Origin of the sequence: Vulgatibacter sp. (assembly GCF_041687135.1) — a bacterium.
Lineage (GTDB): Bacteria > Myxococcota > Myxococcia > Myxococcales > Vulgatibacteraceae > JAWLCN01.
Genome location: NZ_JAWLCN010000001.1, coordinates 388,631 through 404,469 on the forward strand (window position 1 = coordinate 388,631; position 15,839 = coordinate 404,469).

15 protein-coding genes are annotated in these 15,839 nt (G+C 70.7%); 7 read left to right on the forward strand and 8 right to left on the reverse strand.

Annotated elements, in window-relative coordinates; translation table 11 throughout:
* Nucleotides 1-2: 2 nt before the first annotated feature.
* Genes ACESMR_RS01805 through ACESMR_RS01815 form a run of 3 tightly spaced genes read right to left on the reverse strand, consistent with a single transcriptional unit; the run spans nt 3 to nt 1,619 of the window.
* Nucleotides 3-674 carry a M15 family metallopeptidase gene (locus ACESMR_RS01805; RefSeq protein ID WP_373044558.1) on the reverse strand — a complete coding sequence of 224 codons (672 nt, stop codon included), beginning with the start codon at nt 672-674 and terminating at the stop codon, nt 3-5.
* Entirely contained in the window at nt 671-1,351 is a 681-nt protein-coding gene (locus ACESMR_RS01810) for a hypothetical protein (protein ID WP_373044559.1), read from the reverse strand. The genes ACESMR_RS01805 and ACESMR_RS01810 overlap by 4 nt, the downstream gene beginning before the upstream one ends.
* Nucleotides 1,352-1,367: 16 nt before the next feature.
* On the reverse strand, nt 1,368-1,619 hold the full coding sequence (locus tag ACESMR_RS01815) for a hypothetical protein (RefSeq protein WP_373044561.1): 252 nt from the start codon (nt 1,617-1,619) through the stop codon (nt 1,368-1,370).
* A gap of 242 nt (nt 1,620-1,861) precedes the next feature.
* On the opposite strand from ACESMR_RS01815, the gene ACESMR_RS01820 reads away from it, so the two are divergent.
* The 3 genes from ACESMR_RS01820 to ACESMR_RS01830 all read left to right on the forward strand — a co-directional run bounded on the left by ACESMR_RS01820 (nt 1,862) and on the right by ACESMR_RS01830 (nt 5,445).
* A complete protein-coding gene (locus ACESMR_RS01820; protein ID WP_373044562.1) occupies nt 1,862-2,605 on the forward strand; it encodes a DUF4159 domain-containing protein in 744 nt (247 codons plus the stop codon).
* Entirely contained in the window at nt 2,606-4,888 is a 2,283-nt protein-coding gene (locus tag ACESMR_RS01825; protein ID WP_373044563.1) for a glutamine amidotransferase, read from the forward strand.
* Nucleotides 4,889-4,977: 89 nt separating this feature from the next.
* Nucleotides 4,978-5,445 (forward strand): hemerythrin domain-containing protein, encoded by a 468-nt coding sequence (locus ACESMR_RS01830; RefSeq protein WP_373044565.1) that lies wholly within the window; start codon nt 4,978-4,980, stop codon nt 5,443-5,445.
* A gap of 3 nt (nt 5,446-5,448) precedes the next feature.
* Here the strand turns inward: ACESMR_RS01830 and ACESMR_RS01835 are convergent, their stop codons facing one another.
* Both ACESMR_RS01835 and ACESMR_RS01840 read right to left on the reverse strand, forming a co-directional pair.
* Nucleotides 5,449-5,871: a hemerythrin domain-containing protein gene (locus ACESMR_RS01835; protein ID WP_373044566.1), complete on the reverse strand. Its 423-nt coding sequence runs from the start codon at nt 5,869-5,871 to the stop codon at nt 5,449-5,451.
* A gap of 711 nt (nt 5,872-6,582) precedes the next feature.
* A complete protein-coding gene (locus ACESMR_RS01840) occupies nt 6,583-7,914 on the reverse strand; it encodes an RNA polymerase sigma factor RpoD/SigA (protein ID WP_373044568.1) in 1,332 nt (443 codons plus the stop codon).
* Between the two features lie 252 nt (nt 7,915-8,166).
* Here ACESMR_RS01840 and ACESMR_RS01845 point away from each other — a divergent pair, with 252 nt between their 5' ends.
* The 3 genes from ACESMR_RS01845 (at nt 8,167) to ACESMR_RS01855 (ending at nt 12,077) form a co-directional block, all read left to right on the forward strand.
* On the forward strand, nt 8,167-10,077 hold the full coding sequence (locus ACESMR_RS01845) for a DEAD/DEAH box helicase (protein ID WP_373044569.1): 1,911 nt from the start codon (nt 8,167-8,169) through the stop codon (nt 10,075-10,077).
* Between the two features lie 141 nt (nt 10,078-10,218).
* The gene (locus ACESMR_RS01850; RefSeq protein ID WP_373044571.1) at nt 10,219-11,703 is read left to right on the forward strand and encodes an RAD55 family ATPase; all 1,485 of its coding nucleotides are present in this window, start codon (nt 10,219-10,221) and stop codon (nt 11,701-11,703) included.
* Nucleotides 11,703-12,077 carry a response regulator gene (locus tag ACESMR_RS01855; RefSeq protein ID WP_373044572.1) on the forward strand — a complete coding sequence of 125 codons (375 nt, stop codon included), beginning with the start codon at nt 11,703-11,705 and terminating at the stop codon, nt 12,075-12,077. The genes ACESMR_RS01850 and ACESMR_RS01855 overlap by 1 nt, the downstream gene beginning before the upstream one ends.
* On the opposite strand, the gene ACESMR_RS01860 is transcribed toward ACESMR_RS01855, so the two are convergent.
* The 3 genes from ACESMR_RS01860 to ACESMR_RS01870 form a co-directional block, all read right to left on the reverse strand.
* Nucleotides 12,074-12,904 (reverse strand): sensor histidine kinase, encoded by an 831-nt coding sequence (locus ACESMR_RS01860; RefSeq protein WP_373044573.1) that lies wholly within the window; start codon nt 12,902-12,904, stop codon nt 12,074-12,076. The two genes, ACESMR_RS01855 and ACESMR_RS01860, sit on opposite strands and share 4 nt — an antisense overlap.
* 79 nt (nt 12,905-12,983) lie before the next feature.
* Nucleotides 12,984-14,243, reverse strand: a complete 1,260-nt coding sequence (locus ACESMR_RS01865; RefSeq protein ID WP_373044575.1) for a M23 family metallopeptidase — start codon at nt 14,241-14,243, stop codon at nt 12,984-12,986.
* A gap of 89 nt (nt 14,244-14,332) precedes the next feature.
* Nucleotides 14,333-14,692 (reverse strand): hypothetical protein, encoded by a 360-nt coding sequence (locus tag ACESMR_RS01870; RefSeq protein ID WP_373044577.1) that lies wholly within the window; start codon nt 14,690-14,692, stop codon nt 14,333-14,335.
* Between the two features lie 238 nt (nt 14,693-14,930).
* Between ACESMR_RS01870 and ACESMR_RS01875 the strand changes: the two genes are divergently transcribed.
* Nucleotides 14,931-15,833, forward strand: a complete 903-nt coding sequence (locus tag ACESMR_RS01875) for a DUF481 domain-containing protein (RefSeq protein ID WP_373044578.1) — start codon at nt 14,931-14,933, stop codon at nt 15,831-15,833.
* Nucleotides 15,834-15,839: the final 6 nt, after the last annotated feature.

Genomic DNA, 15,839 nt, shown 5'->3' on the forward strand with positions numbered 1-15,839 from the left:
CCTCACTCCTTCGTCTGCAGGTCTTCGAAGGGCACGTCGAGCACCGGGTAGAGCTTTCGATCCGGCGCCTCGTAATGCCACCACTCCTTGCGGATGGTGCGGAAGCCCTCGGCCCGCATCGCCGCGCGGAGCCGGTCCCGGTTGTGGATCACCTCCGGCGCCCCGCCCCGGTAGTTCTGCCACGCCCGCCGGTCGAATGTGTCGAAGTCGGTGGGCATCGGCAGCGCATCGCCACCCGGCGCTGCGAGGGTGAGATCGATCGCCGCCCCGCGGTTGTGCACGCTGCCATGTTTCGGATTGGCCACGTAGCCCGGCTTCGGAAAGACGGCCCACATCTGGTGCTGCACCGAGAGCGGCCGGTAGCAATCGAAGACGCGCAGCCGGGTGCCGTCCTCCTTGCGGAGGCGGTCGGCGACCCGGGCGAGACGCTCGGCGACCGGGCGGCGCAGGTAGCAGCGCGCGCTCTGCGGGTAGACCTGCTTGCCGATGAAATTGCGCTCGGTGGCGTAGCGCAGGTCGAGGACGAGATCGGGGATGAGCCGCTGCACGTCGACCAGGTCGGCGACGTCGGGCCGCTTCGCCGGCTTCGGTGCCGGTGCCGGTTTCGGTGCTGCTTCACTCGCCAGGGCCATCGGCGCAAGGCTGAGCACGGCAGCAGCGAAGAGGAACCTCACGCCGCCCCTCCGCCGGAGAGCCGGGCCTCCCCTTCCGCCGGGGCGGGCCGCTCCCTGCGCGGCTCCTTCCGCTGCGCCGGCGGCCTGGTGAGCTGGAAGGCGGCGCCGCTCACGAAGACGAGGGAGAAGGGCAGCAGGCTCACCACCGGATGCGGCTCCAGCCATTCGGCGTGGCCGCCGTGGAGCAGGATGCTGCAGAGGCCGGTGGCGAGGAGGGCCGCGCCCACGAAGGCGGAGGCGAGCGCAGCCATCGCCCGGACGAGGACCGCCCCGAGCACGCCGCAGGCCACCGCCCCGGGGACCGCCCGGAGGAAGGGATCCTCGAAGGGGACCCAGCGCGAGAAGACGAGGCCGCCGGCGAGGCCGCAGATCGCGAAGCCCGCTGCCACCGGCCAGACGCCGCCGAGGATCCCCAGGGCGAGGGCAGCTGCCCAGCCGAGGAGATCGGCGGAGAGGCCGAAGTTGGCAGGATCGATCACCGCATCGGCGGCGACCCAGCCCACCGCTGCAGAGAGGGCGGAGGCGGTGGCGCGCAGGAGCACGTGGTGGGCGCCGAAGGCGGCGAGGCAGAGGCCGACGATCGCGACGATCCAGCCGAGCCAGGCCGGCAGGCTTCGTCCCGCGTCGAAGAGCACGGCAGGATCGAGTTCCCACGCGCGCCGGATCAGCTCGCCCACGTTCACTCCCCGGCCGTTAGAGCAAGAAGAAGATCACCACCGTCGCCGCGATCGCCAGGGCGAAGAGGGCGATCGCCCACGCCCGCTTGTCGACCTCGGTCTGCTCGCGCAGCCGCTGCGCCGCGGCGCGGTCGCTCGCCGGCGCCGTCTCGTCGTGGAGCACCGTCCATGCCTCGGCACGGGCTCCCTGGAAATCACCGGCGGCGTAGCGCAGGCGCATGCGGGCTGCGGGCGTCTCGGCGCCCCTCTGCTTCTCCGGATTGGCCATCGGGCCGGACTCTACGGGGCGCAAGTGGCAGGGGCAAGCGGCAGGCCCACCTGCCCGCCGGGGTGGCAGATCGCTGGCGCGAGGGCTACGCTGCACCCACCTATCTCCTCCACCGGGGCCGTGCGGAACCGGGGGACGAAAGAGCTCGTTCAACCTTCGCTGGAGTCGAGGACCCCCGGTGGGAATCCTGCGGCCCTCCCCGTGGTTCGGGGGCGGGCGGCGTAGCCGACCCAATCCCGCTCATGGACAGGCGCAACTTCCTCACAGGCCTCCTGGCCGCCTCGACCCTCTTTTCCCTGCCTTCCCGCGCCCTCGCGTTCGGCGAGAGCTCGCGCCTCGTCTTCGCCCAGGGGCGCTACGAGGGCAATTGGGCGCCGAGGCGGAACGCGCTGCGCCGCCTCGCCTTCGAGATCGGGACCCGCACCTCGATCGTCACCTCGCCGCAGGAAAAGCCCCTCGACCTCCACGCGCCGGAGCTCTTCCGCCACCCCTTCCTCTACCTGGCCGGTGATGCGGCCCTGCCCAACCTCGGGCAGACCGCCCTGGACAACCTGCGCCGCTACGTCACCTACGGCGGCTTCGTCCTCTGCGACGGCTCCGATGGCGGCGGCGCCTTCGCCCGCTCCTGCGAGGCGCTCTTCGCCGAGATCCTCCCGGGCCAGCAGGCGGGGCGGATCCCGCCGGAGCACGTCCTCTACAAGAGCTTCTACCTGGTCGATCATCCCGCCGGCAGGACCCTGCAGCGGCCGTGGCAGAGCGGCTTCGTCCACAACGGACGGCTCGCGGTGGTGGTAACCGAGAATGATCTCGGCGGCGCGTGGAGCCGCGACGAGCTCGGCTCGTGGGAGTACGAGGTGAGCCCCGGCGGCGAGACCCAGCGCGAGCTCGCCTTCCGCCTCGGCGTGAACACGGTGATGTACGCCATGTGCACCGACTACAAGGAAGACCAGGTGCACATCCCCTTCATCATGAAGAGGCGCCGCTAGGTGGTCGACGAGATCTACAACGACTGGCGCCTCGTCTCGCTCTCGCCCTGGCCTGCCTGGGCCCTGGTGCTCCTCGGGCTCGCCGCCCTCGCCGGCGTGGCGCTGGCGTGGTGGGGGCTGCGCCGCGAGAACCGGCCCTGGCGGCGCCGCGGCCTCGTCACCCTGCGCACCCTCTCGATGGCGGCGGCGCTCTTCGTGGTGCTGGAGCCGGGGATCCGGCTGCTGCAGACGTCGCGGGTGAAGAACCGCCTCGCCGTCCTCGTGGACGGCTCCGCCTCGATGGCCTTCCCGGCGGACGCCGCAGGTCCCACCCGCGCCGCCGTCGCCGGGAGCTACCTGCAGCAGGTGGCGCCGGAGCTGGCGGAGCTGGCCGAGCGCTACACCCTCGAATTCCACCGCTTCGACGGCGACCTCTCGCCGGCGGATCTCGGCGTGCTCCAGCAGGCGCCGGAGCCGAAGGGCGAGAAGACCGATCTGCTCGGGGCCCTCGAGACCGCAGCCGGTGGCGGCAACGCGGCGGGGCGCAAATTGGTCGGCGCCCTCGTCCTCTCCGACGGCGGCGACAACGTCGATCTCCAGGGCGGGATCGCCGGCGCCGCCCGCGAGAAGCTGGAGAAGCTGCAGATCCCCGTCTCCACCGTGGCGGTGGGCGGCGGCTCGCTGCAGGACCTCGCCGTCGAGACGGTGAAGGTCGAGGACTTCGCCTTCGTGCGCAACACCGTCGAGGTGCAGGCGACGCTCACCGCCAGCGAGATGCAGGCGATCGACGTGCCCGTCACCCTGCGCCGCGAGGGGCAGGTGGTGGCGCAGCAGACGGTGCGGATCGAGCCCGGCAAGCGCGAGCATCCGGTGCGCTTCCGCTTCACCCCCGACCAGATCGGCGAGTTCGTCTTCACCGTGGCGGCGCCGGTCTACGAGGGCGAGGCGATCCGCTCCAACAACAGCCGCTCCTTCGTGCTCAAGGTGATCCGCGATCGCGTGCGCACGCTGCTGGTGGTGGGCCGGCCCTCGTGGGACGAGCGCTACCTGCGGATGCTGCTCAAGACCGATCCCAACGTCGATCTCATCAGCTTCTTCATCCTCCGCACGCCGCAGGACAACCCGCGGGCGCAGGAGCACGAGCTGTCGCTCATCCCCTTCCCGGTGGAGGAGATCTTCGACAAGCAGCTCAAATCCTTCGACCTCGTGGTCTTCCAGAACTTCGCCTACCGGCCCTATCGGATGGAGGGCTACCTCCCCAACATCCGCAAATACGTGGAGGAGGGCGGCGCCTTCGTGATGGTCGGCGGCGAGAACTCCTTCGGCGAGGGCGGCTACCAGTCGAGCCCGCTGGCGGAGATGATCCCGGTGGATCCGGCGGGGAGCGCGCCCAACGAGCAGCTCTTCCTGCCCCGGCTCACCGAGGACGGGCTGCGCCATCCGATCACCCAGCTGGCCGCGTCACCGGAGGCGAACCAGCAGACGTGGGCCTCGCTGCCGCAGCTGCCCGGCGTCAACGTCACCAGGCCGAAGGACGGCGCGCAGGTCCTCCTCGATCACCCGCACCTCACCGTCGGCGGCGTCAACGCGCCGGTGCTCGCGGTGCGGGAGTACGGCCGCGGCAGGGCGATGGCGCTCACCACCGACGCCTCCTGGTATTGGTCGCTGGTGGCGGCGGGCCAGAGCGGTGGCTCGTCGCGGACCTACGAGCGGATCTGGTCCAATGCGATTCGCTGGCTGGTGCGGGATCCGGAGCTGACGCCGGTGCGGGTGCAGGTGGTGCAGGACACGGTGGAGCCGGGGCAGCCCGTCGCCGCCACCATCACCGCCCGCCGCACCGACTACGGCCCCGCCGACGGCGCCGAGGTGCAGGTGCAGCTGGTCGACGCGGAGACGGGCAGGGTGGTCGGCGCGCAGCGCCTCGCCACCGGTCCCGACGGCATGGCCCGCGCCGAGCTCGAGGCGCCGGGGCCCGGCGCGTTCAAGGTGAAGGCCGACGCGAGCCTCGCCGGCGCGGCGCTCGGCAGCGGCGAGGATGCGGTGGCGGTGCGCGCCGCCTCGGCGGAGCGCTCCGACGCAAGGCCGCGGCCCGATCTGCTCCGCGCCATCTCCGACGTGACCGGCGGTGGCCACGTCGAGGCGGCGAGCGGCAGCCTGCCGCCGCTGGGCCTGAGCGATCCGGAGGTGGTCGAGGTCGGCAGGGCGAAGGATCGGCCCATCTGGGATCGCTGGTGGGCGCTGGCCGCGCTGGCCTGCTGCCTGAGCGGCGAGTGGGTGCTCCGCCGGCGCTGGGGCTACTTCTGACTGGCGTTCCGGGGCGGGGCGCTTCGTTCCGCCGCGGGGCGAAATCGTCGCGGCACGCCACGTGTAGAACCACGAGGCAAGGAGACGCCATGCACCCGATCTTCGACTACCTGGAAGCGGACCACGACCGGCTCGAGACGCTGCTCGACGAGGCGACGCGGGAGCCGGGTTGGATCGAGCCCGAGCCCTTCGCCGCCTTCCGCCGCGGGCTCCTCCGCCACATCGGGATCGAGGAGAAGCTCCTCTTCGCCGCGGCCCGCAAGGCGCGCGGGGTGCCGGTCGCGGACTTTGCGCGGCTGCGCGCCGATCATGCGCGGCTCACCGCGCTCCTCGTCCCCACGCCGACCGATGCGATCGTCGCCGAGATCCGCGCCATCCTCGGACCCCACAACGAGATCGAGGAGCGGGCGGAGGGCACCTACGCCGAATGCATCGACGCGATCGGTGCGGAGGCCGACGCGCTCTTCGCGCGGATCCGGGCGACGCCGGAGCCGCCGGTGCGGCCCCACTACGACGACAGGCTGCCGCTCCTCCTGCAGAGCGACCGCGACTCCTGAAGCTCAGCTGCCGGAAGCGGTCCGCGCCTTGCGGGCCTGCCGGAGCCGCAGCGAGAGCGCCTGCTCCCACGCGGTGTGGCGCCGGAGCCCGTCCGCGAGCGCCTCGAATTGCTGCAGCGCCTTGTCGATCGCGCGAAGGTGGAGCGCGTAGCGGGCAGCCGTCAGCGCAGCCTGCAGCACGTCGTGATCCTGCTCCATCCGCGCACGCACGACGGCGCCGTCTGCCAGGAGCCGCTCCGCCCACGGGCCGAGGACCTCCTGCGCGTAGGCGACGTGCAGGTGCAGATCGGTGTGGAGCCGCGCCGCCGCGGAACGGGCGCCCCGCACGTCGGGCTCCGCCGCGCGCAGCGAGGCGATCACACCGGCAAGGATCGCCTCGTGGTCGCGGTGGTTCTCCTCCAGCTCGGCAATCCAGGACTGGCGCACGGTCGCTCCTGCTCCCGGGTTTCTCCACGACCTACGACCTACGACCGCCGCGCCGCAAGGTGAGAAACGCCGCACTCCCACGGCCATGGGGTACGGCCATGGGGCGGAAACACACGGTACCTGTCGGCCGCCTCCCATGTCGTCGATATTTCACACACGGTAGCAGATTGCCGGCAGCCCGGCATGACCCGGTGTGTCACAGCCGGTACGGTATTCGAGGTGGAATACGCGGAGTCACGGCGCATCTTGTCCGATGCGCCGTTTCTGTCGCATCCAATGCGGGCAGGAGGCTCGCGATGCGCAGATCGATCGGGCTCGGGGGGCTGGCGCTGGCGCTCCTGGGGGCCTGCGGCGGAAGCGGGGCAGGGGACGACGGCGGGCCCGGGGGCGACTCGGATCCGGCGCCGCTGGGGAGCGTCTCACCAGCGGGTCTCTTCGACGTCCGGCTGCTACCGCGCTACGCCGAGCAGCAGGGCACCCCTCCGCCGGCCGATGCGATCGACCTGCGCCTCGAGGTGGCCGGGGAGGCGGACGGCTCGCTCTCGCTCCGCGTCCAGGGCTCGAGTGACGATGGCCTTCCCCCTCGGCCTGCTCCTGGTCGCCTGCGATGCGGTAGTCGGACCGTCGGTGCCAGCCGAGGAGCGGGGAGCGGGCGATTTTCCATCCGCCGATTGAAGGCGCACGGAAACGACCCGCTCGAGCTCCAGGTGGTCAGTCGTCGTCGGTCGGCGTCAGATCCGCGAAGTCCGGCATCCGCTCCTGCATCCGCTCGCGGAGCTTGCCCACCAGCTTCGCCTCGATCTGCCTGGCGCGCTCGCGGCTGATCCCGAACTGGTCGCCGATCTCCTGCAGCGTGAGCGGCTCGTCGGAGATCATCCGCTTCTCGAAGATGAAGCGGTCCTTGCCCTCGAGGGTCTTGCCGAAGGCCTCGAGCTCCTCGCGGAGCATCGCCTTCAGCTCCGCGTCGCCGAGCTCGTCGTCGGCAGCACGCGCGGGCAGCGAGAGCCTGTCGCCGTAGCTGGCGGCGCCCTCGTCGGAGGAGACCGGCATGTCGATGGAGAGCTCGTCGCCGCCGAGGCGCCGGTCCATCTCCTCCACCTCGCGCTCGGTGACGTTGAGCCGCTCGGCGAGGAGCTTCGGCCCAGCGTCGAAGCCTTCGGCGGCGAGCTTCTGCTGCTCCTTGCGCAGGTTGAAGAAGAGCTTGCGTTGCGCCTGCGTGGTCCCGAGCTTCACCATCCGCCAGTTGTCCATGACGAAGCGGAGGATGTAGGCGCGGATCCACCAGGCCGCGTAGGTGGAGAGCTTCACGCCCTTGTAGGGATCGTATTTCTTCACCGCGTTCATCAGGCCAACGTTCCCCTCCTGGATCAGGTCGAGGACGTTGAAGGCGGCGCGGCGGTATTCGTAGGCGATCTTCACCACGAGGCGGAGGTTGGAGGCGACGAGCCGGTAGGCGGCGTCGAGATCGCCGGTCTGCGCGTAGCGCACCGCGAGGGTGTGCTCCTCCTCGCGGGAGAGGACCGGGTGGCGCGAGACCTCCTGCATGTAGCGCGCGAGCGGGTCGGTGCGGGAGAGGGCGATCGAGGTCTCCGCCTCCTCCTCCTCCTCGTCGACCTCGGTCTCGACGGGCAGCGGCACCACTGCAGCGGGCCGCTTCTCGACCTCGACCACCTCGGCTTCGGCTTCCTCTGTGTCGAGGCCGAAGATCTCGGGGGTGATCTCCCCCTCCTCGGGCTCCGCCTGGACGAGCTCCGCGTCGACCACCTCGGCCTCGGTGGGCCTGCGGGCCTTCGCCGTCTTGCCGGTCGGCGTCGCCCGCTTGCGTGGCGCCTTCTCCGCCGGGTTCTTGCGGGGGCGGCCGCGGGGCTTCTTCTCGGCGGGCGCCTGCTGTGCAGCGGCGGCGCTCTTCGGGGGCCTGCCGCGCCGCTTCTTCGGCGCCGCCTCTTCTCCACCGGACGCGCCGGGACCTTCCGTGCCGGGCTCCGGGGGAGCCGCAGTCCGCTGCAGGTCAGGCGTCTCCTGGGACTTGCGCGGGTGCTTCACTGGTTCTTTCCGGAGAAATTGCTGCGCAACGTGGCGGGTGATATAGGCGTTGCGCTCTCTATGCAAGCGTCCGTGCCACCCTGAAAATTCCCTCGGAACTGCCGAGGAAGCCAACGGGCGCTGCTCTCCGAACCGGTCACGCGGGTTGCGAAAACCGGCACCGGGGAGCTTTCCCGACGCGCCTTCCGGCGCGCAGTACCAGATGGGGTCGGAGGCGCCCGGGCGCCCGGCCCCTGCAGGGGCCGACACGACATGGACGAAACGCTTCTCCCCGCCTCCGAAGCCACCGAACCGACCAGCGAAGAGACGACGCCGTCGAGCGAGTACCAGTCCGACGTCACCTTCGCCGAGCTGCCGCTCTCCGACGAGATCAAGCGCTCCATCGCCGACCGCGGCTACACCCATCCGACGCCGGTGCAGGCCCAGGCGATCCCCAAGGTGATCGAGGGCAAGGACCTCATCGTCCGCTCCAAGACCGGCACCGGCAAGACCGCCGCCTTCTCCATCCCCGTCCTCGAGCGCCTGCCCGCAGGCAGCCGCAAGCCGCTCGGCCTCGTGCTCTGCCCCACCCGCGAGCTCGCGCTCCAGGTGGCGGAGGAGGCGACCGCCCTCGGCCAGCACAAGGACCTGCGCGTCGCCGCGATCTACGGCGGCGCCCCGATGGGCGCGCAGGTGAAGGCGCTGGAGGACGGCGCCGAGCTCATCGTCGGCACCCCCGGCCGTGTCTACGACCACATCCGCCGCGGCACCCTGGACCTCTCGGGCGCGATGGTGGCGGTCCTCGACGAGGCCGACGAGATGCTCTCGATGGGCTTCTTCGAGGAGGTCACCCGGATCCTCGACAAGCTTCCGAAGAGCCGGCAGACCCTGCTCTTCTCGGCGACGGTGCCGCCGGACATCGAGCGGCTCATCCGCAAATACCTGAAGGATCCGGAGACGCTCCTGCTCTCCGGCGACGTCTACACCGTCGAGGGCATCGCCCACGTGGCGTACAAGATGGTGGAGGACTACCCGAAGCCGCGGAACCTGCTCTACCTCCTCGAGCTGGAGAACCCGGATTCGGCGATCATCTTCGCCAACACCCGCGACGACACCTCGCTCGTCACCGCCGTGCTCAACCGCAACGGCTACGACGCCGAGCTGCTGAACGGCGACCTGCCGCAGAAGGAGCGCGAGCGGGTGATGGCCAAGGTGAAGAAGGGCGAGGTCCGCTACATGGTGGCGACCGACATCGCCGCCCGCGGCATCGACATCAGCGACCTCTCCCACGTGATCAACTATTCGCTCCCCGAGGATCCCGCGGTCTATCTCCACCGCGTCGGCCGCACCGGCCGCATCGGCAAGACCGGCACCGCGATCTCGCTGGTGGGCGGCCGCGAGTACCTCACCCGCGGCACCCTCGAGAAGCAGTTCAACATCCAGTTCGAGGAGCGGAAGCTCCCCAACGCCGAGGAGGCGCGCAAGCTCTGGACCGAGCGGCACGTCGCCGAGTTGCGGGAGGGAATGGGCGCGTCGGTCTTCGAGGCCTTCATCCCGCTGGCGCAGGAGCTGAAGAAGCGCACCGACGGCGAGTTCCTCATCGCCTACGCGCTCAAATACTTCTTCCAGCACCACCGGATGGAGAAGGTGAAGGAGAAGCTCCTCGCCGAAGGCGCGGAGGCAGCCCGCGAGGAGGCGCCGCCGCGGCGTCGCGAGCGGGAGGAGCGCCGCGATCGTGGGGCGCGCGGCGAGCGCGGCCCGCGCCGCGAGCGGCCCGAGCGCCGGGAGCCCCGCGAGCGTCGTCCCCGGGCGGTGACCGGCGAGGAGGGCGAGGTGGCGGCGACGCTGCCCGTGCCCCACGTCCACGCCACCGGCAGCGTGGAGGAGCCCGCAGCGCCGCCCACCGAGGAGCTGGAGGGCGAGCCCCGCGAGGATCGCGGCGCCAAGCTCTGGGTCTCCCTCGGCGAGGAGGACGGCCTCGACGTGGAGGGCGTCAAGGCGGCGCTGGCGGAACTCGGCGGCGCCGACGCCGGCAAGGTGAAGCACATCGACGTGCGCCCCGCCCATTCCTTCGTCTACGTGGAGCGCGATGCGCTCGACGCCTTCCTCGCGGCGAACGGCAAGAGCCGGGGCGAGAAGGAAGTGAAGGTCGAGCGAGCGCGGCGACCCCGGCGCCGCCGGTAGAGCAAGCAGCCGAGGGCCGCCGCTCCGCAGAGGACGGCGGCCCTCGGCGCATTAGGGGTGGCAGCTACTTGCCTGCCGTGTTTGTCTGCAGTGCCAGCGGTATCGTGCCGCTAATGGCACGAAGGGGAAAGGAAGGGCGCCATGATCGAGGAGAGCGAGCTCCCTCCTCTGCTTCAGCGGATCCCCACCGGCGTTCGAGGCCTCGACGGGATCCTCGGCGGTGGCCTCTTCCAGGCGGGGATCTACATCCTCGCCGGCAGGCCCGGCGCCGGGAAGACCACCATCGCCAACCAGATGTGCTTCGACCACGTGCGGGGCGGTGGTCGGGCGCTCTACGTGACGCTGCTCGCCGAGACCCACGGGCGGATGATGGCGCAGCTCCGCCAGATGAGCTTCTTCGACATGCAGGCGGTGGGCGGGCCGGTGAAGTACATCAACGGCTTCTCGGCGGTGGAGAGCCGCGGCCTCGCCGGTCTGCTCGAGCTGGTGCGCAACGGGATCCGTGAGCACCGGGCCACGCTGCTCGTCCTCGACGGCATGGTCACCGCGAGCAACTTCGCCAACTCGACCGTCGACTACAAGCGCTTCATCAACGAGCTCCAGACCTGGGTCGGCGTGATCGGCTGCACGGTGCTCTTCCTCACCAGCGCCGGCGGCGCTCCCGGCGAGCAGCCCGAGCACACGATGGTCGACGGCATCATCGAGCTGCGCAATTCGACGTTCGGCCTGCGCACGCTGCGCGAGCTCTCCGTCACCAAATTCCGCGGCAGCGCCTTCACCGAGGGCGGCCACCCGTACCGGATCACCTCCGACGGCGTCGTCGTCTTTCCCCGGCTCGAGGGCTACATCTCGCCGCCGCCACCCTTCGACCCCGGGCGCCAGGAACTCCGCCCCTTCGGTGTCTCCCGCTTCGACACGATGCTCGGCGGGGGCGTGGGCAGCGGCTCCACGACGCTGCTGCTCGGCTCCTCCGGATCCGGCAAGACGATCCTCGGCCTCCACTTCCTCGCGGAGGGCGCCCGCCGTGGCGAGAAGGGGCTCCACTTCGGCTTCTACGAGATGCCCGGTCCGCTCATGGACAAAGCGGATCGGATCGGGCTCGGCTTCAGGGCCCACGTGGAGGCCGGGCGGATCGTCCTCCACTGGCAGGTCGCCGCGGAGCGGATCCTCGATGCGCTGGCCAGCGAGCTGCTCGATCTCGTTCGCACCCATGGCATCAAGCGGCTCTTCATCGACGGCCTCGTCGGCTTCAAGGAGACCGTCTACGCCGACCGGCTCGCCGGCTTCTTCTCCGTGCTGGTGAAGGAGCTCTCCTGCCTCGGGGTGACCACGGTGATCACCGAGGAGACGCGCGAGCTCTTCGTGCGGGAGATCGAGATCCCCACCTCCGGCGTGTCGGCCATCTTCGACAACATCGTCTTCATGCGCCAGGTGGAGATCGGCTCCGAGCTCCACCGCCTCATCTCGGTGATGAAGACCCGCGACAGCGCCCACGACCGCGGCCTCTTCGCGTTCGACATCACCGGCAGCGGCATCGAGGTCGGTGAGAAGTTCCCCGGGCCGCTGGCGATCCTCGGGCAGGCGCGGGATCCGAACGCCCCCGACCCAGCGAACGGAGCGCCGTAGTGGAGGCGCGCCCCCTGACCGTGCTGGTGGTGGACGACGAGTTCACCATCGTGGAGACCCTGGCGGAGATCCTCTCGTGGGAAGGATACCGCGTGGTCACCGCGCCGAACGGCAGGGAGGGGCTCGCTGCGCTCGAGAAGGACGTTCCCGATCTGGTGCTGCTCGACATGATGATGCCGGTGATGGACGGGCTGCAGATGCTCGAGGAGATGCGCCGCCGGCCGGAGGTCCGCCACGTGCCGGTGGTCTTGATGACTGCGGCGCCGATGCAGCTTCCCAGGGGCGAGCAGCTCTACGACGCGCTGCTGCTCAAGCCCTTCGGACTCGATGCGCTGACGAGGACCCTCGGCAAGGTGCTGGGCCGGCAGCTCTAAGCCTGGAGTGGTAGCCGGACGGTGAAGGTGGTGCCCGCGCCCCTGCAGCTGTCCACGGAGACGCCGCCGCCGTTCACCTCCGCGAGGTGGCGGGCGATCCAGAGGCCCAGGCCGAAGCCGGTCACCCGCATCGCCGACGGCAGGCGGACGAAGCGCTCGAAGAGCCGCTCCCGATCCCCCGGCTCGATCCCGGGGCCGTGGTCGCGGACGTGGATGCAGGCCTCCGCTCCCTCCCGCTCGATCGCAATCTCGATGGGCTGGCCCGGCGCGTACTTCATCGCGTTGCCGAGGAGGTTGGCGACGATCTGCTCGACGTGAACCGGATCCCAGCGGCCCTCGAGGCAGGGAGCGCCGACGACGGTGCAGGCGCAGCCTGCCCACGCGAGCGCATCGGCGTGCTGCTCCACCAACTGCCGCACGATCTCGACGAGATCCGCGTCGGAGGCTGCAGGGACGATGCGGCCCGCCTGGAGCTGCGCGGCGCTGAGGAAGGTGGCGAGGAGCTGGTCGATCCGCCCGACCGCGCGGTGGAGCCGCCCGAGGCGCTGCACCAGCCACTCGGCGGGGACCTCGTCGGCGCAGTTGCGAACGCGGCGCGTGATCGCCTCCACGCCCATCGACAACGTGCCCAGGGGGGTACGCAGCTCGTGGGAGACGGTGGCGATCAGGGATTCGGTGGCGCTGGCCGCATCGCCGAGCGCCGCTTCGAGCTCGACGATCCGGGCCCTGGCGAGCTGCAGCTCCTGCCGCAGCACCGCGTTCTCTGGGCCGAGGGCCGAGGGCACATCGTCCTGGGCTGCGGCGGGCTCGGTTCCGATTTCGGGCATTGCGTCCCACCTGCGCACGCCCGCTGCCGGGCTGTCAATTGGCGGGCACTACCCATACAGGCAGTGCTGCAGGGTGGACCTACTGCACCGTGGGCTGCGGTGCCGACTCGGTGGTCGCGAACGCCGCGTTGCCGTCGAGCTGGAGCACGTAGGGATCGATCGCCGCGCGGAAGGCCGGCAGGTCTGCGTCGGGGATCGGATCCGCCGGCGGGAATTTGAGCGCGAGCGGGTTGACGAAGGCGCCCTTGCGCTTCACCGCGTAGTGGAGATGCGGTCCGGTGGAGCGGCCGGTGGTGCCGACGTAGCCGATCACCCGCTTCTGCGCGACCTTGGCGCCGGGGCGGATCCCCTCGGCGATCCGCGAGAAGTGGCAGTAGATCGACTCGAGGCCGTTGTTGTGGCGGATCGCCACCATCTTGCCGCAGGCCCCGCCCCAGCCGGCCTTGGTGACGGTGCCGTCGCCCACCGACCAGACCGGGGTGCCGGTGCCGGCGGCGTAGTCCACGCCCTCGTGCTTCTTCATGTACTTGAGGGTGGGGTGGCGGCGCATGCCGTAGCGCGAGCTGACGTGGGCGAATTTGAGCGGGCTCTTGAGGAAGGCGCGCCGCGCCGCCTCGCCGTTCTCGCCGAAGTACTCGACCTGGCCGGAGCGCGGGTTGTCGTAGCGGAAGACCCGCTTCTTGCCGACGAGCTGCCCGTCGTACTCGGCGGCGAGGAGCGCGCCGTAGCCGATGCGCTTGCCGTCGTGGGTGTGCCGTTCGACCAGCAGCTGGAACGTGTCGCCCTTGCGGGGGTCGTTGTAGAAGTCGATGTCCCAGGCGAGGACCTCGCCCATCTCCACCGCGAGGGAGGGATCCTCACCTGCCGCGAGGAGCGCCTCGTAGAGCGAGGACTCGAGGGTCGCGGAGACGCGCACCACCTCGGTGGTGATCTCGAACTCCCGGGCCTTGCCGACGAGCTTGTCGCCGTCTGGATGGACCAGGTACTCCTCCACCGGACCGCGGCGGAACTCGAAGAGGTGCAGGGCGCCGTTCTCGGTGGTGACCCGGAACTCGTCGCCTGGGCGGGCCTTGCGGAAATCGAAGATCCCGTCGAGGGCAGCGACGATCTCGTGGACCTTCGTGAGCTCGACGCCCAGGCGGCCGAGGGCCACCGAGATGCTCTCGTTGTTCTTCATCTGCCCCGACTGCACCGTGAGGTTGCGGGGCGGCTCCTGCGCCGGTGGCGGCGGAGGAGGCGGCGCCTCGACGGGCGCTGGGGTTGCTTCCGGCTCGGCGCCGGAGCAGGCCGAGAGGCTGGCCACGAGGGCAGCGGCGAGGACGAGGGCGAGGCGACGCATCGGGCCGGAACCCTACCACCGGATGTCCGCTCGTGGAAGGAAGCGGGCGGCGGGGTGGGAGCCGGGGGCCTGCCCGGTCGGCAATGCCTTCAGGGCACGACTTCGACGCGGCGGAGGAGCAGGGCCTGGTCGCTGTCCGGCTCGCCGCAGAGGGGAAGCCCGCCGGCGTCGAGCGAGATCACCGCACGGCGCCCCCGCAGCGCCGAGAGGCCGACGGTGTGGGTCTGCGGCATGGCGATCACGCCCCACGCCCCCACCTGCATGCCGCGACCGGTCACCCAGTCGCCGAGCGGGAGGAGCTGCTCCGTCCACGCGGCGCCGGCCCCTGCCCGGAGGTGGATCTCGCTGGCGGGCAGGGACCATCCGCCGGCAGCGGCGAAGATCGCCTCGGCCCGCGGTGCGGGCAGCGGGTAGGCCGAGCCCTCCGCCGCGTAGCCGCCGAAAGCCACGCGTCGACCACGAGGGTGAAGCTGCCGTCGATGAAATTGTCCCGGTCCCGTGCCTCGAAGGTGCCGTGGCCTTCACCGACGAGCCGATCCCCCGCGCGGCGGAGGTCCCACTCGGCGAAATGGAGCTCCGTCCAGAAGCCGTTCGAGACGTCGGTGTGCAGCGCCATCCGTCAACGAGCGGAGATTCTCCCGGGCCCTGGCGTTGCCTGGGGCAGCCACGCATGCCGACCATGGGCCGATGGTCCCCCGGCTCGCTGCGCTCCTGCTCCTGCTCCTCGCCGCGCCAGCTGCGATGGCAGCCGACGAGGCGGCGCCACCCGAGGCGGAGGAGCCACCAGAAGCAGCGCAGGTGGCGGAGCTGCCGTCCGCAGCGCCCAGCGTCGAGGGCGTGCGTGCCGTCTACGCCCTGGTCAAGCCGACGATGCGCTTCGACTTCCTCTCCGAGTTCCTTCTCGAGATCGATGGGGCCGTCGGGAACCGCGAGGCGGCGCAATTGCTCCTCGTCGGCGGCGTCCTCTGGCAGTTCCAGCCGGGCTGGGTCTCGACCACGGCGGGCCGCGTCTTCCTCCAGCAGACTTTCGACACCAACACCGGCGAGAGCGCGCAGATCAACCAGCGCATCGACCGCTTCCTGAAGGAGGACCTCTCGGTCTTCGCCTCGGGGGTGGTGCGCCACAATCCCTTCCAGGGGATCCGGCTGCACTGGTTCGGCGTCCTCGGTGCGAGCTACACCGTGTGGCTCGACGAGGAGCCGGGCCTCGAGGTGCCGCACCATTGGTGGGTGGTGCACGTGGGCGGTTTCTACGGGCGCGAGTACTACGTCGTCCCGCCGCAGGCGCCGCCCGATTCGGTGCTCGAGGAGGACGAGCGGGCGAACGCGGGGCTGACCGTGGGCGGCTGGTACCGGCACGTCATCGCCGACGGCGTCTTCTTCACCTTCGAGGCGGATCTCTTCTCGGATTTCAACGAGCCCGACAACTTCCACATGGTCACGTCGGCGCTGCTCACCACGCGCCTCGTGGGGCCACTCTCCTTCGTCGTCGGCGTGGGGCTCGGCTTCGACGGCGAGCAGCCGCTGCCGTCGCTCCGCCGGACGGACTTCGTCTACAACACGGCGCTGCGGCTCGCCTTCGGCAGGTGAGGCAGA

What these genes read in the sequence shown, in the direction of transcription:
- ACESMR_RS01815 (WP_373044561.1), bottom strand. Translation starts at nt 1,619, where the DNA reads ATGGCCAATCCGGAGAAGCAGAGGGGCGCCGAGACGCCCGCAGCCCGC.
- ACESMR_RS01850 (WP_373044571.1), top strand. Translation starts at nt 10,219, where the DNA reads ATGATCGAGGAGAGCGAGCTCCCTCCTCTGCTTCAGCGGATCCCCACC.
- ACESMR_RS01865 (WP_373044575.1), bottom strand. Translation starts at nt 14,243, where the DNA reads ATGCGTCGCCTCGCCCTCGTCCTCGCCGCTGCCCTCGTGGCCAGCCTC.
- ACESMR_RS01845 (WP_373044569.1), top strand. Translation starts at nt 8,167, where the DNA reads ATGGACGAAACGCTTCTCCCCGCCTCCGAAGCCACCGAACCGACCAGC.
- ACESMR_RS01860 (WP_373044573.1), bottom strand. Translation starts at nt 12,904, where the DNA reads ATGCCCGAAATCGGAACCGAGCCCGCCGCAGCCCAGGACGATGTGCCC.
- ACESMR_RS01820 (WP_373044562.1), top strand. Translation starts at nt 1,862, where the DNA reads ATGGACAGGCGCAACTTCCTCACAGGCCTCCTGGCCGCCTCGACCCTC.
- ACESMR_RS01875 (WP_373044578.1), top strand. Translation starts at nt 14,931, where the DNA reads ATGGTCCCCCGGCTCGCTGCGCTCCTGCTCCTGCTCCTCGCCGCGCCA.
- ACESMR_RS01830 (WP_373044565.1), top strand. Translation starts at nt 4,978, where the DNA reads ATGCACCCGATCTTCGACTACCTGGAAGCGGACCACGACCGGCTCGAG.